The sequence below is a fragment of the Endozoicomonas sp. SESOKO2 genome, assembly GCF_024606245.1.
Taxonomy (GTDB): Bacteria; Pseudomonadota; Gammaproteobacteria; order Pseudomonadales; family Endozoicomonadaceae; genus Endozoicomonas_A.
On the sequence record NZ_JAHHPQ010000201.1, the window covers coordinates 1 to 17,029 of the forward strand.

The following is a 17,029-nucleotide window of genomic DNA, read 5'->3' on the forward strand; positions in this document are numbered from 1 at the left end:
AACGTAAGACAGAATGTGCTCTCGACGCTCAACGGGAAGCATACCTTGACCTCTTGAATCATTGTGTATCTGTTATTGACGCCTCACAGTGAACCGGGGCGCAGTACTGGTCCGTGCTGCCGATATAGAGACAAGGCAATCAGAACAGCTAAAATTCACTGGCAGATTATATGGCAGAATTTGTTCAGTTTCTTCCCCAGATATACCTGTATGGTTAAAAAAGAGACGAGTTTTGATTCAGGCATCAGGCTTTGTCCTGACTGTGACCTGATGATAAATACCCCGGTCTTCAGACATGATCCAGCCTATCGGCAGCAGGCTGCATGCCCTCGATGTGGCTGTGTGCTGGAGTCTCACCGCCCTGCAGGCATCCAGCGTTGCCTGGCTCTTGTTGTGACCGGTTTAATTCTGTTCATACCGGCCAATTATTACCCTGTTCTGTCCATGGACATTCTGGGGAATGTTCAGCAAAGCACCATTTCCGGAGGTGTTGTCGCTCTTTATCAAGGGGATTATGGTGCAATTGCCTTACTGGTTCTGTTGTTTGCCATTCTGATCCCTCTGCTGCGTCTTTTGATTCTGCTTCAGATCATAGTGACTAGCATCAAAGTTCCTGCCGTCAACGGCCGGTGGCGCAGGTTATCCAGAAGTCTGCTCAGACTGTATGCCCATCTGCAAGAGTGGGGTATGACGGAAATCTATTTTCTGGGTGCCCTGGTGGCGGTCATCAAACTGGCAGATATGGCCAGTGCGCAGGTAGGCATAGGCTTGTATTGCTTTGCCGGGCTGATGCTTTGTGAATTGATCATCACCCTGAACCTGAATGAACATGAGATCTGGACAATGCTGGGAGAGGATGAATGACTGCATCGGATCCGGATCAATCCAGCCTGATGTCCAGTGGTGCTGACCGTGGGATAAAACTGTGTCTGGATTGCCACAAGGTTTGTCAGGCAGAAGATGACCGATGTCCCCGTTGTGGCAGTAAAGTGCGGTTAAGAAAAAAAGACAGTCTGTCCCGGTCCTGGGCTCTGACCCTGACCGCCGGACTGCTCTACATACCTGCAAATATGCTGCCGATAATGACCGTAAGCCGATTTGGGCGCAGCAAGCCGGATACCATCATGTCGGGTGTTATAGAGCTGGTGCATCATGGTATGGCACCCATTGCTCTGTTGGTTTTTACAGCGAGCATCCTGGTCCCTCTGATGAAACTTTTGGGCATGGTGTGGCTGCTGGTTTGTGTGCATACACGAAGGATGAACCCGGGTCGTCAGACCGTCTTGTATCGACTGATTGTCTGGATTGGCCGCTGGTCCATGCTGGATATTTTTATTATCTCGCTGCTCGTTGCACTGGTGCAGTTCGGGCATTTGGGCACTGTGACGGCGGGTCCTGCGGCTTTTGCGTTTGCTGCGGTAGTGGTGCTGACTATGTGGGCGGCAATGAGTTTTGATCCCAGATTACTTTGGGACCGGTCAAGGCAGTTCAGTCTGAAAGGAGATCAACAATGAGCGATAAAAAGATCGCTGTGAACGCTGATCTGAAAGAGCGTCGTCGTGTTCCAGCCATCTGGCTGCTGCCTGCCATTGCTTTGATGATCGTTGCCTTTCTGATCTGGAGAACCCTTTATCAACACGGTCTGGAAGTTCACGTTCACTTTGACAGCGCCAAAGGCATGCAGGTGGGCAAAACAGAAGTCAGGTACAACGGTCTGGCGATCGGTAAAGTGGCCCGAATGACCATGACAGACGACCTTGAAGGTGTCGATGTCGTGCTGGAAATGGACCGGCAGATGGAGAATTATCTCAGGGATAACAGTCAGTTCTGGCTGGTTCAGCCGCAACTTTCTGTAGCGGGAGTGTCTGGTCTGGATACTCTGGTCTCTGGCAACTATATCGCTTTTAAGCCTTCTGGGAAGGGTAGCAAGCAGCTGTCCTTTTCGGCGCTAAAGTCGCCACCCACGCCGGGCATTAACGAAGGTGGACTGAGCCTGATACTTCAGGCTGATGAGTTGTCTTCTGTGCAGGAGGGTAGTCCGGTTTATTATCGTCGTCTAAAGATTGGCGAAGTAACTCGTTACGCTCTCTCGTCCGATGACGAAAGGGTCGATATCCATATATACATCAAGCCGATGTTCAGACATCTGATTAGAAAAAATACCCGCTTCTGGAATGCAGGGGGAGTGGATATTTCCGGAAGCCTGACCCACCTGAAGGTGAGAACTCAGTCGTTGATTTCCATGATTCAGGGCGGGGTTGCTCTTTACACTCCGGAATGGGAGGAAAAAGAGCCGGAAGCTTCCGATGGAGCCCGCTTTCCTTTGTATAACGATTATGATGCAGCGGAAGCGGGTATCCGTATTTCTATTAAGTTCCCTCTGGATGTTGCCCTTGGTCAGGAGAAATCAAAAATACTGTTCCATGGTATGGAAGTGGGCGTTATCAAAGATACGTCGTTTAATGAGGATTACTCAGCCATTATTGCCGAGGCCGTTATTCGTCCCGAAGCCGGGAACATTCTGGTAAAAGGTGCCCGTTTCTGGATGGTGGCACCACAAATAAACCTGAAAGGCATCACCGGTCTGGAAACCTTGTTGGCTGGCCGCTATATCGCTATGGATGTCAGTCAGGTTGATATGAAAAAAGCAGAACCGGAAAAAGAGTTCATGGGTCTGGCCAATAAGCCTCCGGCTTCACCCTCCTCTCCGGGCTTGCACCTTGAACTCAGGGCCGACTCTCTTGAAGGCCTGAATCAAGGGAGTCCTGTCCTCTACAGAAAGATGCCTGTCGGTGAGGTGGAGTCCTACTCGCTGGGAAAAGACGGTGTGGTGGTCAAAATATTGATCAAGCCTGAATATCAACATCTTGTGAATAAAAGTACACTTTTCTGGAATATCAGCGGTGTGACATTGGAAGGTGGATTGCAGGGGTTCAAGGTCAGGGCGGGCACACTAAATTCTATGCTATCAGGCGGCATTGCATTTAAAACCCCTAACCCTGATGCAGCCAGAGTTCCCAACAAAACCCGGTTTATTTTGTATGACGATATTAATCAGGCAAGCGAAACAGGCAAGTTCATACACATTCAGTTTGAATCTGCGGATGGCCTTCAGGTAGGTACACGACTGAAGTACAAAGGTTTGGAAATGGGAAGAGTAACAGAGCTTAATCTGGATGATGCCAAAAAAGCCATACAAGCCACAATATTGCTTAATGAAAGCGCAGATTGGCTGGCTCGCAGAGGTTCCAGATTCTGGCTGGTCAAACCCAAACTTGGCCTGACTAACACGGCTCATCTGGAAACACTGCTGACGGGTCTTTATATCAGCGTGTCGCCGGCACGCTCTCAAGCTGCTGCCAAGCGTGATGTTTTTGTTGCAGACCCACGAGCGCCTGACGACCAGCCTCGCTCTGGTGGTCTGCGTATTCAGTTGGTCAGCACTCAACTGGGCTCCATTAAACCGGGCAATCCCGTTTATTACCGGGAAATTCCGGTAGGTGTGGTCACCGGATTCAAGCTAGGTAACCCGGCCAACAAAGTCATTATTTTTCTCAACATCGAGGATCGCTACGCTCCGCTGGTCACCAAAAAAAGCCAATTCTGGAATGCCAGTGGCGTGGATTTCCACTTTGGTTTGTTCAGTGGTGCCAGCATTCGAACAGAGTCTCTCGAAGCGGTTCTGGCAGGTGGCATCGCCTTTGCGACACCAGAGCAGGGAGTTCGGGTTGCTCCGGAAACGTCGTTCGAGTTGGCTGACGAACCGAAGCCTGAATGGCTGAAATGGACTCCTGCCATTGTGTATCCTGAATAGCTTCAGACATGCTAAACGACTATTTGCATCTTTTTCTCATGCAGGCATCATAGGAAACTGATTAAACAATAATACTGACAGCAGGAAGCCATTGCAGTCTATTCAAAGCAGGTTTCCAATTATAAAGAAGAATACTGATGTACCTGCATACCCTCTCTCCCCGCTTTTCTGAGACAGATGCCCTGGGGCACATAAATAACACGGTTCTGCCCGTATGGTTTGAACAGGCCAGAGAGCCGATATTTCGTCTGTTTTCTCCGGGTCTGGATACCGAAACCTGGCGACTGATCATTGCCAGAATTGAAGTGGAATATACAGCACAGCTAAAGTACGGGGCTGATGTTGAAATCAGAACCTGCCTTGAGAAGGTGGGTAATTCATCCATGTGTATCTATCATGAAGCTTGGCAGAAAGACGTTCTGGCGGCACGAGGCAAGGCAGTGTTGATTCACTATGATTATCAGGCCGGGAAAGCTTCTCCCATCCCTGAAGATATCCGACAAGCGTTGTCAGAGCAGTCCGGTAATGGCTGATGTCCTTGAAATCAGGGCCGGTTCCGGGGCTCTGGCAAAAATACGAGATGAAGGTCTTCCTCAGTCCGGTATTGATGTCATACTGGGAGCTTCGGGCGGTCCTAAATGGTTCGTGCTAACAGGTCTGGACAAGTGTCTGATAGGAGAATACTTCAAAGACAGGCAGCAACCCCTGAACCTTCTGGGTACCTCAGCGGGAGCCTGGCGTCTCAGTTGTTATGCTCAGGCAAATGCCCGGGAGGCCCATCACCGACTTGAGCAGGGTTATTTGCTGACGGAGTATTCAAGCAGGCCTGATGCCAGGGAGGTCAGTCGAAAGTGCCGGGTTCTGTCTCGGGACATGCTTGGGGAAAATGGAGCAAACGAGATTGTTGCCAACGAAATCATGCAGTTTAACCTGATCGCCGTTAAGAGTCGGGGGCCTATCAAAAGCGATGTGAACTGGAAACAGCTCTCGGGACTCAGCCTTGCAGCTATCAGCAATGCCATCAGCCGCAAAACACTGGGGGCTTTTTTTACCATTCAATGGAGTCAGCACAACAAACGTCTACTGACTCCTGAACTTGTGATGATTGCACTTATTGACTTATTCCACCATCAGTGGCGATTACGCTGACGGGAAGGCCAGGATTAATCCGATCTCTGAGATTGAGTCTACACAATGGGTGATATTCGTCATCCTGAATAACATAGGTTCGAGGGGTTGTAAAAAGGTGTAAAGATAAATCTGCATTGTGCTCGTTTTCACTGACTACATTCATAACGGCTGTGAGTACATTCATTAAGTTATGTTGTTTAAAACGCACTGGCAGGGGCAGGTTTTGTTCATTGATATCCATTGTCGGGGTTCCCCATACCAGATGAATATACGTAGAATCTGTTTGACCGTCACCGCTGCAAAGGCTGCACCCAGTGAAGGCATCCGGAATAATAGCTGCAAGCATCACCGGCGTGACTGTGCTCGCGGCAGCCTGATTACCCCCATCGGCCACTGCCATTCGGGTAATGATCAGCTGTATCAAATTTCCTTCCTGAATAGCTTGAAAAACAGAAGTGAGATCGATCATCAGTGAGGCGTTCTGAAACTCAGCAGTGAGCAGGTGAAACATTCCCATATCTGACAGATCCGGCCATTGGGATGAGTCTATTTTCGCGGCTCTTTCTTGAGTCAGAGTTTCTACCCTTTCATGGATTGGGGACTTCATTACATGGATTGGGTGATTTATTACTATTGGCCATTCGGCTCCGGCTCCTGCTCTGCGCGCTGCCAGAAACATTTTTTTCAAGAACTCCATCTGCTTTTGCTTTTGCTCCACCATCTCAAATAGCTTTGGCAGACGCTCCCTATCCCCCTCGTCCAACTTAAAATTTACATGATCTAACCCCCTGAGATTGGCCACATCTACCAGATTAGAAGCAATCTGCTCAGCCAATACCCTGACACATTTATCGGCATCTGCTTCCCGCTCGATGGCATCAATAATCCTGCGTACGACTTTAACATGAACAATTAACGCATCATTATTTTCATCCTTCTCTACCGTCAAGAACCTATAGGGTAAGGGATAACCCTCATCGGGATCAGGTGTCTCAGAGCTCGTTGCTCCGGTGGTGTTTTTTGCTGCAGAGCTTTCCAAATCTTCATCAGCGCAGGATGACGAACCAGGTGGTGGAGAAGTAGAATTCCCGGAATCACAGGTTCGGCAGAACAGCTCTTTGCCGCAACGCTGACAGGTACAGGGGGCAGCCAGCACTTTCACACTAAGCAACAAAACAAATAAAGAAAGCCATCTCGATGGATGAATAACATAACCATGCATATCTCAATCCGTCCTTAATAAAAAAACGAATATGAGCATAGACTAAAATTTTGCACTGCCCGCCAACAGAATTCATAGAGAGAGGCAAGTCCCATACTACTCGATCATATGACGAGCTCGTCCGGGATCAGAGGTCAGTTCATGATGCGTTCAAATCGCATCGTCAGAATCAGCAGAGTAAACGTCTTCTGACTTCTAAGTCAGTGATGATTGCACTGATTGTATTAATTCGACAATACTGTGCGCAGTTACAAGGACTTATCAGTGGCAAAGCCGCCAAGAAAAGGATCAGGATTAATCGAATGTTCGATATTGATCGTTGATGGTAGAGGATCTTCGATGTCCTGAATAGACATTTGAGGGCTCAGAAAAAAGTGTAAAGATAAATGAGCATTGCGCCGTCTTTTACCGAGCGCCTGCATAATGGCTGTAAGTACGTTCATTAAATTATCCTGATTAACATGCACTGGCAGCCGCCCCATTAGCAGGTGCATATCCGTAGACTCTGTATGACCGTTCATAGCAGGGTCCGGAATAATAGCTCCAAGCAATATCGGCTTAACTGTGGCGGCGGCAGCCTTGTTGCCCTCATCGGCCACTACCATTCGAGTAATGATCAGCTGTATCATATTTCCTTCCTGAATAGCCTGAAAAACTGAAGTAAGATCCATCATCAGTTGGGAATTCTGAAACTCAGCACTGAGCAGGAGAGTCATTCCCATATCTGACAGGTTCGGCCATTGAGAGGGGTCTATTCTCGCAGTTCCCTTATGAGTAAGGGCTGTTGCCTTTTTGTGGATTGGCATCTTTTTTATCTGCAGGGCTCCTGCATTAAGCTGTGCCTGATGCAGTTCTTGCAACCTCTCCAACTGACTGTGAGCCCCCTTCTTCATCTGTTTTTGAAAGCGACGCATAAAAAATTTCAGGGACTTATGCAGGTTTTGAGGATCCCGCCTCTCCATTTTCTTTTGACAGTGATGCTCCCCCTCCAAACTAACATCCAATTCATTCACATCCATGTCTTCAGCAATCTCGGTCATATTCAGAGCAAGTATCTTGGCAACTGCCCTTGCATATGCATTGCCGTCTTCCCGCTCAAAAGCATCCAAAGTCTCGTCACTAACTTGAATTCGAGCCTTCAACGAACCTTCATTTTCATCCTTCGTTAACCAGATCCCATAGGGTGACGGATCTAACTTGGGGGGAACAGGTATCTCATCGTTCGTTGCTCCGGTGGCGTCCTTTTTGGCTGCAGAGTTTTTCAAACCTTCATTAGCGGGGGATGACGGACTGGAAGCCAGAGAAGTAAGCTTCTCGCAATCACAGGCTTGGCACAACATTTGCGGATCCTTACCGGGCTCATTCTCTTTACCGCAATTCTTACAGGGGCTAGCTGACACTTTTAGGCTAAACAACAAAATAAATAAGAAAAACCATCTCGCCAGATGAATAAAATAATGCCGCATATCTCAATCCGCCCTTAATCAAAAGCGAATATGAGCATAGACTAAAATCTTTCCCTGCCAGCCAGAATATGTCTCAACGAAAGGCAAGACCCGCCCGGCCCGATGATATGTCGGGGCCATGAAGGATCAGGGTTCATTCCATGATGCGGTTCAATCGCAACATCAGAACCAGCAGTCTGGCCGTTTAAAACTTTTCAACCTGAAGCGCTGATTTGAGGACGTCTTCAAAAATCACAACCCGGCTGCAAGCTTTTATCCCTCACAACGCAGGAGATACCCATCATGAATCAATTAACAAAGCACTTCCCGCGTCACCTGAGAACAGCGGCAAAAAATACATCCTCGGGCTGATCAAATACTGTTTGTGGTCAAAAGACCTTGTCGAAGGCAAATCCGCCAAGGGAAGGATTAAGATTAATTGAATTTTCGATATTGAACGTTGATGGTAGAGGATCTTCGTTATCGTGAAGATACGTTGGAGGGCTCAGAAAGAAGTGTAAAGATAAATGAGCATTGTGTTTGTTTTCACCGAGTGCCTTCATCATGTCTGTGAGTACGTTTTTTAAATTATCTTGATTTACTTGCACTGGCCGGGTTCCCGTGAGCAGGTGCATATCTGTAGACTCTTTATGACCGTCCATAGCAGGGTCTGGAATAATAAAGCCAAGTATCATCGGCGTAACTGTACCTGCAGCAGCCTGACTGCCCTCATCTGCTGCCACACTCTGAGTAATGAGCAGCTGTATCATATTTCCTCCCTGAATAGCCTGGAAAACTGAGGTAAGATCCATCATCAGTTGAGAATTCTGAAACTCAGCACTGAGCAGATTAGTCATTCGCATATCTGACAGGCTCGGCCATTGAGATGAGGCTATTTTCGCCGCTCTCTCATGATTAAGAGCTATTAGCTTTTCATGAATTGGCATCTTTTGTGTCTTCAGAGCGCCTGCATTGAGCTGTGCATGGTACAGTTTTTGCGACTTTTGCAACATCTTCAACTGCTTTAGTTGTTGTTCCACCATCTTCAACAACTTCTGCAGATGATGACTCTCCTCCAGCTTAACTTTCAGATGACTCACCTTCATGTTTTCATCAATCTCCATCAGATCCTGAGCAATAACCTTGGCAAGCACCTTAGTAAATGCATCGCTATCTTCCCGCACAGCGCCATCAACAACCATGTCACTGACATGAATTCGAGCCATGTCATTGACGCGAATTTGAGCCATCAACTCATCATCATTTTTACCCTTCGATAACGAGATGCTATAGGATGACGGAGCTACCTTGGGAGAAGGTGTGATGGAGTTTATTGTTTCGGTGGCGTTCTTTCGAGCTGCAAAGTTTTTCAAACTTTCATTATCGGAGGATGACGGGCTGGGAGGTGGAGAAGTAAACTTCAATGAGTTACAGGTTTGGCAGAACATTTGCCCATCCTTACCGGGCTCACTCTCTTTGCCGCAATGCTTACAGGGGTTGGCCAGCACTTGTGGACCCGATAACAAAACAAATAAAAAAAGCCATCTTGATTGATGAATAAAATAATGACGCATAGCTCAATCCGTCCCTAATAAAAAACGAATATGAGCATAGACGAAAAATTTGACCTGCCAGCCCGAAAATTTCTTCAAAGAAGGGCAGATCCCCTCCAACCGGATGAGGCTCTAAGTCAGTGGCCGACAGATGGTTGGGCAGTTTAATTTCACTTCAGGAGTGGCTGGAGAGTAGTCCAGATATTTTTGAGCAGTTTTGGTTGTGCGCCGGCGCTTGGGTGGATGCCATCAGGCTGATTCAAATTACTGTTTCCTGCAACACCCTGAAGAAAGAAGGGTACAACAGTCAGGTTGTAGGTTTTGCCCAGTTCCTGAAAAATGTTTGTAAATTTACGGGTATAGATTGGTCCGTAATTGGGAGGAATCTGCATCTCAAACAGGACGGTTTTGACGTTATTGGCCTGGGCCATTTCAATCATTTTTTCAAGGTTCTGTTTCGTGCTCTCCAGAGAAGTGCCCCGAAGCCCGTCGTTTGCCCCCAATTCCAAAAGTATGAGCTTAGGCTTATATTTATCTAGTGTCGTTTTTAGCCGACTCAGGCCTCCCGCTGTTGTCTCGCCACTGATACTGACATTGACCACTTTCCAGTCAGGGTTGGCTTGTTGCATTTTTTGCTGTAATAAATGAACCCATCCTTGATTAATTTCAATACCATAAGCCGCACTGAGACTGTCACCATAAACCAGCAGGGTTTTCTCGGCTGCGGATGTATTCCAGCTCAGGGTGAGAGATCCGATAAACAGCCATGAGCGTATAGAAAGCCATGAGAAAAAAAGACTATTTTGTGTCATCCTCGAATATGAACGCGGGTAAAACGCACTATTTTTCACAGAAAAAAACCGCCCAATAACAATTAATTTATACATCGGCAAACAACTGCGTATGATTATTAGCACAGGATCCCCCATTGCCGTTTCGGCGCAATCTCTGATTAAAACAGTGACAGCCCGGAGTGGATCGCTCACCATCTTGTCCGGACTCGATCTCAAGATCAAGTCCGGGGAGTCTGTCGCCATCATCGGGACTTCAGGGTCCGGCAAATCTACTCTGCTGGGCATTCTTGCAGGTCTTGATCAGCCTACTCAGGGTGAGGTGGCTCTGGCTGGAAACCGGATTGATCATCTGGATGAAGACGCCAGAGCCCGGGTCAGGGCTGATCATACCGGCTTTGTTTTTCAGTCTTTCCATCTTCTGCCCAATCTGACCGCACTGGAAAACGTCATGCTACCCCTGGAACTGGCAGGAAAAGAGAGCCCCCAGACGCATGCCAGAACGTTACTTGAAAGGGTGGGATTATCTCAAAGGCTGACTCACTACCCCAGACAGTTATCCGGTGGAGAACAACAGCGGGTTGCCATTGCCAGGGCTTTTGCCGGGCAGCCAGACATTCTGTTTGCAGACGAGCCGACGGGCAATCTGGATGAAAAAACCGGGGAAAGTATCATTAACTTGCTCTTTGAAGTGAACCGGGAAAACAAAACAACCCTGGTTCTGGTGACTCACGATTTGCAGTTAGCCCGGCGCTGTCAGCGAGTCTTAAAGCTGACTCAGGGGCGTCTGGAAGAAGAGGTTGAACACTCCGGAGCAGCCAAATGAGTCGAAGTCTTATGCTCTCTTGGCGTTTTCTGGTGAGGGACTGGCGATCCGGTGAACTCTGGCTGCTGATGTTATCTCTTCTGATGGCAGTGAGCGTCAGCACCGCTATCGCGATTTTCAGCGACAGGCTACAACTTTCACTGGGTAGACAGGTAGCCGAGGTGATGGGGGCTGATCTGGTCATTAGCAGTCCCACAAAGCTGTCTGAAGAGGTGAGTCAGACGATAGCAAGCCAACCTGTTGAGCAGGCCACTGTTCTGGAGTTTCCTTCAGTAGTCATGGCTGGAGATCAGATGCAGCTGGTTTCAGCTAAAGCGGTATCCAGTAATTATCCCCTACGTGGGCAAATGAGAGCGGCTGATCAGCCTTTTGCACCGGATGAAGTGACTGAGGATACGCCTGACGAAGGGGAAGTCTGGCTGGAGCCCAGATTGTTTCCGCTCCTGGGCGTTGAAGTAGGCGACACTTTGATACTTGGGGAGTCAGAGTTCAAAGTCGCACGTGCCATCACTCTGGAAACCGATCGTGGGGGTGGTTTTTACAGTCTGTCTCCCCGCCTGATGTTCAACATAAACGATCTGGATGCTACTGGAATTATCCAGCCAGGCAGTCGGGTTCACTGGAAAACCTTGATTGCGGGCGAAGAACACCAGCTGACAGGATTCAAAAATAAGATTGAGCCCCTTTTATCCGACAGCGAAAAGCTGAATCTGGCAGAAGACGACCGTGAAGACCTGCGCAGTTCTGTTGTACTTCTAAGGCAGTTTTTGGGACTGGGCAGTATTGCTGCCATGCTTCTGGCAGGTATCGCAGTTGCCATGTCCAGTCGCCGCTTTGCCGAACGACGCTTTGATGGTATCGCTGTGATGCGGTGCATGGGAGCGCAGCAGAATCAGCTCATGCAGATTTTTATCGGAGAGCTGCTCTTGATGGCTATTCTGGTTGCACTACCCGGAGTGTTCATTGGCTGGTTGTTACAAACGGGAGTGGTCAAACTGTTGGCGGGTGTTTTACCCGTATGGCTCCCGGAGGCCGGTTCTATGCCCATGGTTCTGGGTGGTTTGACCGGAATTATTACACTGATTGGATTTGGACTGGCTCCCTTACTGAGGCTGAGGGAAGTTACGCCATTGAGGGTGCTAAGACGTGAGCTGACACCGTCTGCCGCAGGCGTTTGGTCAGTGTATGGGCTATCTCTGCTTTCCATGTTGTTGCTGCTCTGGTATCACACAGGCCAGTTTTTGATGACAGCGGGAATCATTCTTGGGGTCGGCACCGTCATATCAATAATCATGCTGGCGGTCAAAGTCGGACTAGCAAGCGTTCATCGTCGCCTTTCAGAGCAGCCCGTACCTATGGTCTGGCGGCTTGGTGTGAAACGACTGCTGCAGGAACAGGGACAAACATCTGCCCAGCTGATAGCCTTTACCCTGACGTTCATGGCTATGGCGTTGGTGCTGTTGGTAAGAACAGATTTACTGCAACGCTGGCAGCAACAATTACCTGAGAAAACCCCCAATTACTTTGCGATCAATATTCAGTCGGCAGAAGTGGAGCCCTTTCAGAACTTCCTGCAGAGCAATGATATAGAAGGAACGTCCCTTTATCCTATGGTTCGGGGTCGTCTGATTGAAATCAATGGTCAGCCGGCCAAAGAGGCTGTTTCAGAAAAGCAGAGGGATCATAACTCCCTGCATCGTGAGTTGAACATGACCTGGTCAGACCAACCTGTATCTGAAGCCGAGATAGTGGCAGGGGATTGGTGGCAACCGGGTGATACCGGTGAGATTTCCATTGAGAAGTCTATTGTCGAACACCTGGGGGTCAATCTGGGTGATGAACTGTCGTTCATGATTGCGGGGACGAAACTGACTGCCGAGGTCACCAGTATCAGGGAAGTTCAATGGGAGTCCTTCCAACCCAACTTTTATATGGTTTTGCCAGAAACTTCTCTGAAGGGGTTGCCAGCCACCTGGCTGAATAGTTTTTATCTGCCACCTGATGACCGGCTGGTTTTGAATGAACTGGTTCGACAGTTTCCAACCATCAGTCTGTTGGATATGGATGCTGTTATCAGTCAGGTTCAGATGATGCTTGAGCAGTCCGTTCTTGCGGTGGAAGCCATGCTTCTGGCGCTGCTGCTGGCGGGTTTGCTGGTACTGGCATCGGCTGTAGAAGCCAGTCTTGATACCCGACTGCGTGAGGGCGCTTTAATTCGATCTCTGGGTGGAAGCAGAAAGCAACTTGTGATCATGCAGACAGGAGAATTCTTCATTATGGGAGCATTCTCCGGCGTGATCGCCGTTTTAGGCACAGAACTCTGTAGCGTTTGGTTGAATGTTCAGGTCTTTGAGCTTTCCTGGCAGCCTGCTATCTGGCTCTGGTTTACGCTACCCATTATCAGTGCTTTGCTGATTGGCCTGTCAGGTTGGCTAGGTATCAGACGTGTGATCAGACAGCCGCCGGGTGCCGTTCTTAAGTAGCCGTCAAACCGCTTAAAAGGGTAAGTGGCCGGGCGAGGGTTATTTATTGAGGTGTTGGCTATTTTTTAACCAGCTCTTCAATGAAGCCGGATTCAAAGGCTGCTTTTCACTTATCCACAGTTCATTCAGGGGGTTGATAAGGGTTTTTGTGGAAAAGTGGATAACTTTTTTAACCAGAGATTTTTCCGGTTGTTGATGACCTCTGTTCAGAAGCTGGAAAATGAGTCGATTTTCTCTATGGGCAATTGTGATGACCATGTTACAGTGATTTTATGGGTTGCTTTCTGAAGGCTGTCTGAGTGACCCTCATCCGCAGTATTACCCAAGCCTTAAGACAGTCGTAAGTCTTCTGATGAGGAGTTCTGGGTGCCCTATAGGACCGAGGAGACACTTCATGACTGATCAGGAAGAAGCTTATCTATCCCTTTTGTGTCTGCGCAACAGCACTTTTCGAATTGCTCAGTTGTACTGGACCTATATCAGGCTTCGTTCACTCACAGGGCAGGCTCCTCCCATTCTTATCGTTATGCTCAGTGTTCTCTGGGAAAAGCAGCAGGGACTCCATGACAGACTGGTAGAGGCTTACCCGGAAGATATGGCTGCTGAAAAATGGCACGGACAGGATGAAATGAATGATCGACTGGGTGATATGAGCAGGGAGACCCAGGCAGATCTTCAGAAAATTTGCCAGACAGAAATGCAGATGCTGCAACTGGTTGGCATGATGATGAAGCAATAGTGATACCGCAGAAATAATCTTTTTTCGCCAATGTGGGAAAAGATTATTTCTGTATTGCAACCTCCTTTCCTTTCTCACTGGCAACCGCTTTATAACCTTTCTATAAAATCAGGTGCATCCTGTGGATAACTTGTTGGATAACTGTGTTTTTGCTGTGGTTTTTATGGTAGTTTTCCCCAATTACCTGTCCTGTGAGCCTTGCTAAATCTGAGAGCCAGCTATACTCCCCTCTCCTGAATTGATAGGGGTATTTATGAACCGACTCACATTTCCTCCTGGTAGCCTCATTTTAATGCTGCTCCTTTTGACGCCCTGGGCCAGTGCTTCTTATTGGGTAGGGGTCAGTAAAGCGGATATCACCGGCCCGGCAGTGGGCAGTGGCATGATGGGTTATGCCGATAGCAGTCAGATCAGTGCCGGAATAAATGATCGTCAGTGGGCCAGAGCATTTGTGGTGAGTCAGGATGAGAAAAGTCATCGTCTTGCCATTGTGGTCATTGATGCCGGAGCTGTTTTTGCCAGTGTTTACCAAGCGGTTCTCACCCGGTTGGAACAGCAGTTTGGTTCTCTTTATAACCGTCATAACGTCATCCTGACAGCGACTCATACCCACAGTGCAGCAGCCGGTCAGTCCCATCATTTTCTATACAATATGCCTCATGGCGTATTCGATGACAGGGCTTTTGAAAAGATGGTATCGGGCATTGTTCAGGCCGTCAGGATGGCCCATGAAGACCTCGCTCCTTCTGAGATCTGGATGAAAACCGGGTTATTGGACAATGCCAGCCGCAATCGCTCTTTGTCGGCCTATGAAAATAATGTGGATGCCAGCCAAAAGGACTCTATCGACCGGATTGTTCAGCAACTCAGGTTTACCCGGGGTGGTCAACCATTAGGTGCCATCACCTGGTTTGCCACCCATGCAGTCTCCTATCCTGGCAGCAATCATTTATTAAGCAGTGACAACAAAGGCTATGCCAGCTGGGCTTTTGAACGTCATGCAAAGTACAACTGGGGAGTGGCTTCATTCATTGCAGCCTTTCCTCAATCTAACGCTGGGGATATGACGCCTAACCTGAATCTTGATGGCACCGGACCGGGTAAAACTCCGGATGAAAGTGTCAGGGAAATCGGCCAAAGACAGTTTAAAAAAGCCCTGGAACTGTTTAATGCCAGAGGCAGGAAAGTTTTTGGACCCATTGTGTCGGTGCAAAACTGGGTGGATTTTTCCAACTATGAAGTCCGGCAAGAATATTCGGGACAGCCAGAGCTGGTAAAAACCTGCAATCCAGCTATGGGGTATAGTTTTGCTGCAGGCACAGAAGATGGCCGGTCACCTTTTCTGGTGAGGTTAATACTGGGGGCTTATGAAGGCCGAAAAAATGAGCAATGGTGGATAAGAAAAATCACCGATTTTCTGACCTCTCCGTCAGAAGAAGAACTGAGATGTCAGAGACCCAAACCGGTCATGCTGTCATTGGGAAGTGAAAAAAACTTCCATTATTTCAATGATGTATTTCCCTCGGGTAACATGCATCGGGAAGTTATTAATCAGCCCTGGGTTCCCGAAGTCTTGCCTTTAATGCTGGCTCAGCTGGGGAATTTTCAGATTGCTGCATTGCCCGTTGAACCGACAGTCATGGCGGGGAGAAGGCTTCGAAAGAGGTTGTCAGAACTTTCCGGTATTCCCTTGAGACATATTGTAATCGCCGGGTATTCCAACGATTATGCCAGTTATTTGAGTACAGCAGAGGAGTTCTCTAAACAGCATTACGAGGGAGCCTCCACTTTATACGGTCCTTGGGAGCTGAGTGCCATGTTGCAGGCTTTTTCCAGTCTTTACATGCAATTGAGCAAAAAAGAGCCACCACCTGTGGATGAAGCGACACCGTTGGATTTGAGTTATCTGTACGACGATGTCCATATGGAGGATGTTCTGGAAAAATATGATGCTCTATTCGGAAAGGTGGTGACTGATAATCAGAGTAATATTCACTCAGGCCAGTCATTGAAGCTTCGTTACATTGCATCACACCCAAGATCGGGAATGGATCTTGATAGTTTTTTCTATGTGCAGAAGAAGGATGACTGTACAGGACTATGGGATACGATTGCTACAGATGACGACTGGACTACCCGGTTCAAATGGCAAGCTGGTGTTGCTACCGTCGAATGGACTCCTGATATGTACGACAAAGAAGGTTTGTATCGTATCCTCATTCGTGGTGAGTACTACAAGGCCGGGCCCAGGGGACGTCGACTGAAAAAACGTTATGAGTCTGTATCAGGCGCATTCTATTACTCTGCTCATTATCCTGATACTGACACCCACTCCAGAGATTCATTCAACACTCTTCGAGGATCGGGAACCAACCGTTCTTGTGAAAAATGACATGAGCAAGAGAAGGGAAGTAGCTTATTTCGAGCTGCCACCTTTCAGCAGGTTTTTGAACTGAACAGCAAAATCCTGCTGATTTTCCTTCTTATCAGGCAGCAAGGGAGATTCGTCAAACGTATGAATCAGACTGACTTGCTGATTGGTGACTCCCAGCAGGATATCCTTTTCGCCAATTCGAATCAGACAGACTCTGGCCTGACTGGAAACCGGAATGCTGGAAACCACTTTTATCCCCTGACCTGCCGTGGGTGTGCCTATATTCAGTTTCTTCACGATCCAGGCCAGGGCAAAAATCAGCACAATGACAAAAAACAAAGGCGCAATGACCTGGGTGAGACTGAGGTCGGCAGGCCTGTCTACCGTTTCTTCTGCAAGAGCAAAGGCTGAAAAGCCGGACAGTAAAAGCAGACTGAGTCCGTGAGGATATTGTTTAAATCCCGGGTACGAACAAAGACTTTTCAGATAAAAAAATAGGCTTTTCACGCAGCCTCCTGCTTGCGCTGGGACGGTCCAAACACCTTTCATTAATTCTTATCATATTCAAGGCAAAGCGTGAAAAGCAAATTCCCGGAGGCTAGCAGCCTGTCGGACTTAAGGCTGTCCTACTGCGGTTGCAATAAATTGGTC

General features: G+C 48.1%; 14 protein-coding genes. 9 read left to right on the top strand and 5 right to left on the bottom strand.

Features of this window, described 5'->3' with window-relative positions; all coding sequences use genetic code 11:
- Positions 1 to 210: 210 nt before the first annotated feature.
- The 5 genes from KDK17_RS04745 to KDK17_RS04765 all read left to right on the top strand — a co-directional run bounded on the left by KDK17_RS04745 (position 211) and on the right by KDK17_RS04765 (position 4,963).
- On the top strand, positions 211 to 864 hold the full coding sequence (locus KDK17_RS04745; protein WP_257274782.1) for a paraquat-inducible protein A: 654 nt from the start codon (positions 211 to 213) through the stop codon (positions 862 to 864).
- Positions 861 to 1,514 (top strand): paraquat-inducible protein A, encoded by a 654-nt coding sequence (locus KDK17_RS04750; protein WP_257274783.1) that lies wholly within the window; start codon positions 861 to 863, stop codon positions 1,512 to 1,514. Before KDK17_RS04745 ends, KDK17_RS04750 begins: the two co-directional genes overlap by 4 nt.
- A complete protein-coding gene (locus tag KDK17_RS04755) occupies positions 1,511 to 3,814 on the top strand; it encodes a PqiB family protein (protein ID WP_257280348.1) in 2,304 nt (767 codons plus the stop codon). Before KDK17_RS04750 ends, KDK17_RS04755 begins: the two co-directional genes overlap by 4 nt.
- Positions 3,815 to 3,951: 137 nt before the next feature.
- On the top strand, positions 3,952 to 4,347 hold the full coding sequence (locus KDK17_RS04760) for a thioesterase family protein (protein ID WP_257254119.1): 396 nt from the start codon (positions 3,952 to 3,954) through the stop codon (positions 4,345 to 4,347).
- Complete coding sequence (locus tag KDK17_RS04765; RefSeq protein ID WP_257287471.1) at positions 4,340 to 4,963, top strand: hypothetical protein; 624 nt, start codon at positions 4,340 to 4,342, stop codon at positions 4,961 to 4,963. Before KDK17_RS04760 ends, KDK17_RS04765 begins: the two co-directional genes overlap by 8 nt.
- On the opposite strand, the gene KDK17_RS04770 is transcribed toward KDK17_RS04765, so the two are convergent.
- From KDK17_RS04770 to KDK17_RS04785, 4 genes are all read right to left on the bottom strand, one after another.
- Positions 4,926 to 6,167, bottom strand: a complete 1,242-nt coding sequence (locus KDK17_RS04770; protein ID WP_257280349.1) for a hypothetical protein — start codon at positions 6,165 to 6,167, stop codon at positions 4,926 to 4,928. The two genes, KDK17_RS04765 and KDK17_RS04770, sit on opposite strands and share 38 nt — an antisense overlap.
- A 248-nt stretch (positions 6,168 to 6,415) precedes the next feature.
- Positions 6,416 to 7,507, bottom strand: a complete 1,092-nt coding sequence (locus tag KDK17_RS04775; protein WP_257287472.1) for a hypothetical protein — start codon at positions 7,505 to 7,507, stop codon at positions 6,416 to 6,418.
- Positions 7,508 to 8,001: 494 nt separating this feature from the next.
- Positions 8,002 to 9,186, bottom strand: coding sequence for a hypothetical protein (locus KDK17_RS04780; protein WP_257287473.1), 1,185 nt, complete (start codon positions 9,184 to 9,186; stop codon positions 8,002 to 8,004).
- A gap of 149 nt (positions 9,187 to 9,335) precedes the next feature.
- Positions 9,336 to 9,977: an arylesterase gene (locus KDK17_RS04785; protein ID WP_257274789.1), complete on the bottom strand. Its 642-nt coding sequence runs from the start codon at positions 9,975 to 9,977 to the stop codon at positions 9,336 to 9,338.
- Between the two features lie 91 nt (positions 9,978 to 10,068).
- Between KDK17_RS04785 and KDK17_RS04790 the strand changes: the two genes are divergently transcribed.
- From KDK17_RS04790 to KDK17_RS04805, 4 genes are all read left to right on the top strand, one after another.
- A complete protein-coding gene (locus tag KDK17_RS04790; RefSeq protein ID WP_257252497.1) occupies positions 10,069 to 10,782 on the top strand; it encodes an ABC transporter ATP-binding protein in 714 nt (237 codons plus the stop codon).
- Entirely contained in the window at positions 10,779 to 13,265 is a 2,487-nt protein-coding gene (locus tag KDK17_RS04795) for an ABC transporter permease (RefSeq protein WP_257280352.1), read from the top strand. Before KDK17_RS04790 ends, KDK17_RS04795 begins: the two co-directional genes overlap by 4 nt.
- 394 nt (positions 13,266 to 13,659) lie before the next feature.
- Positions 13,660 to 14,004 carry a hypothetical protein gene (locus KDK17_RS04800; RefSeq protein WP_257274792.1) on the top strand — a complete coding sequence of 115 codons (345 nt, stop codon included), beginning with the start codon at positions 13,660 to 13,662 and terminating at the stop codon, positions 14,002 to 14,004.
- Between the two features lie 253 nt (positions 14,005 to 14,257).
- Positions 14,258 to 16,396, top strand: a complete 2,139-nt coding sequence (locus KDK17_RS04805) for a neutral/alkaline ceramidase (protein ID WP_257287474.1) — start codon at positions 14,258 to 14,260, stop codon at positions 16,394 to 16,396.
- A 24-nt stretch (positions 16,397 to 16,420) separates the two neighbouring features.
- Here KDK17_RS04805 and fliO read toward each other — a convergent pair whose 3' ends face one another.
- Positions 16,421 to 16,885, bottom strand: a complete 465-nt coding sequence (gene fliO / locus KDK17_RS04810) for a flagellar biosynthetic protein FliO (protein WP_257274794.1) — start codon at positions 16,883 to 16,885, stop codon at positions 16,421 to 16,423.
- Positions 16,886 to 17,029: the final 144 nt, after the last annotated feature.